At 65.1% G+C, this 1,276-nt stretch carries 2 protein-coding genes and 1 pseudogene; all 3 read left to right on the forward strand.

Going from position 1 to position 1,276, the window contains the following annotated elements:
* Window positions 1–488: pseudogene (truB, locus tag LQV45_RS33415) on the forward strand (tRNA pseudouridine(55) synthase TruB); the annotation flags it as partial.
* On the forward strand, window positions 488–841 hold the full coding sequence (locus LQV45_RS33420) for a hypothetical protein (RefSeq protein ID WP_230012044.1): 354 nt from the start codon (window positions 488–490) through the stop codon (window positions 839–841). The pseudogene truB and the gene LQV45_RS33420, both read left to right, overlap by 1 nt.
* Before the next feature lies 1 nt (window position 842).
* The coding region (locus LQV45_RS33425; RefSeq protein WP_230012051.1) for a hypothetical protein at window positions 843–1,276 on the forward strand (434 nt) is incomplete at its 3' end.

Genomic DNA, 1,276 nt, shown 5'->3' on the forward strand with positions numbered 1-1,276 from the left:
CCTACATCCGTGCCCTGGCCCGCGACCTCGGCGATGCTCTCGGCGTCGGCGGCCACCTGACTGCACTGCGGAGGACTCAAGTGGGTCCATACACCCTTGATCAGGCACATACGCTCGAACAATTGGCCGAGACGCTGGACGTACTGGAAATCTCGGACGCCGCCCGGGCGCTGATGCCGAACCGTGAACTCAGCGAGGCGGAAACCACTGAGATTTCCTTCGGCCGCAGGATCGGAGCCGGAGCAGCGGCAGGCACACCGGAGGCAGCGACCGCGGACAAACCGGCAGCGGCGTTCGCGCCGGACGGTTCGCTCGTGGCCCTCCTGGCCGATGCGGGAAGCTACGCCAAACCAGTGCTCGTCTTCGCGCCGGATAACGAAAAGCCCGGCAATGAAAAGCCCGGCAATGAAAAGCCCGGCAACGGCAAGCCGGCCACAGATAAGCAGGCAACAGATAAGCAGCCCACAGAAAAGCTGGCCGGCCAGTAGTGGACGCGTATTTCTACATCATTCTGGTGGTTGGCCTGCTCTCCAGCATCATCTGCGTCGTCGCGGGCCTCCTGAAGAAGGCGCCCAACGACACGACGATATTGTCGGTGGCCGCCGTCGAACTTGCCCTTCTGGTCTATCTGGGGGGTTCGATTGTCCGGGTGGCCAGCGGCGAGCGGATCGCGGGGGAGGCTTGGGAGTTCTGGGGCTATCTGGCGACGGCGCTGATCCTCCCGATTGGGGCCGTGTACTGGTCCATCCTGGAGCGGACCCGCTGGAGCAACTTTGTCCTGGCCGCCGTCGGCGTCACCGCCCTGGTGATGGCGGCGCGCATGAACCAGATCTGGTATTGAGATGGAAGAGGCAGAAAACGTGAGCGCAAACTCCCCGCACGACGGCACCGGAAACCCGGCGGCGCCGGCGTCCCGGACCACTGGGCCGGCGGACGCTGGATCCGCCGACACTGCGCCGGCGACGACCGATACCCGCAACACCGGGTCGGGACGGCTGCTGATTGCTGTCTATGCCATCTTCGCGATTTCGGCGACGGCCCGGGCCGGCTACCAGATTCTCACCAAGTTTTCCGAGGCGCCGCTGGCGTACCTGCTGTCCGCGTTCGCCGCCGCCGTCTACGTCGTGGCCACCGTGTCTCTGGCGAAGCCGGGGCGCACCGCGTTCAAGGTCTCGGTGGCGGCAGTCCTGGTGGAGCTTGTGGGCGTCCTGGTGGTGGGAGCACTCAGCGTGTTCGACTCGGTGAACTTCCCGCACGAGACAGTATGGTCCCTGTT

The organism is Microbacterium sp. Bi128, from assembly GCF_918698205.1.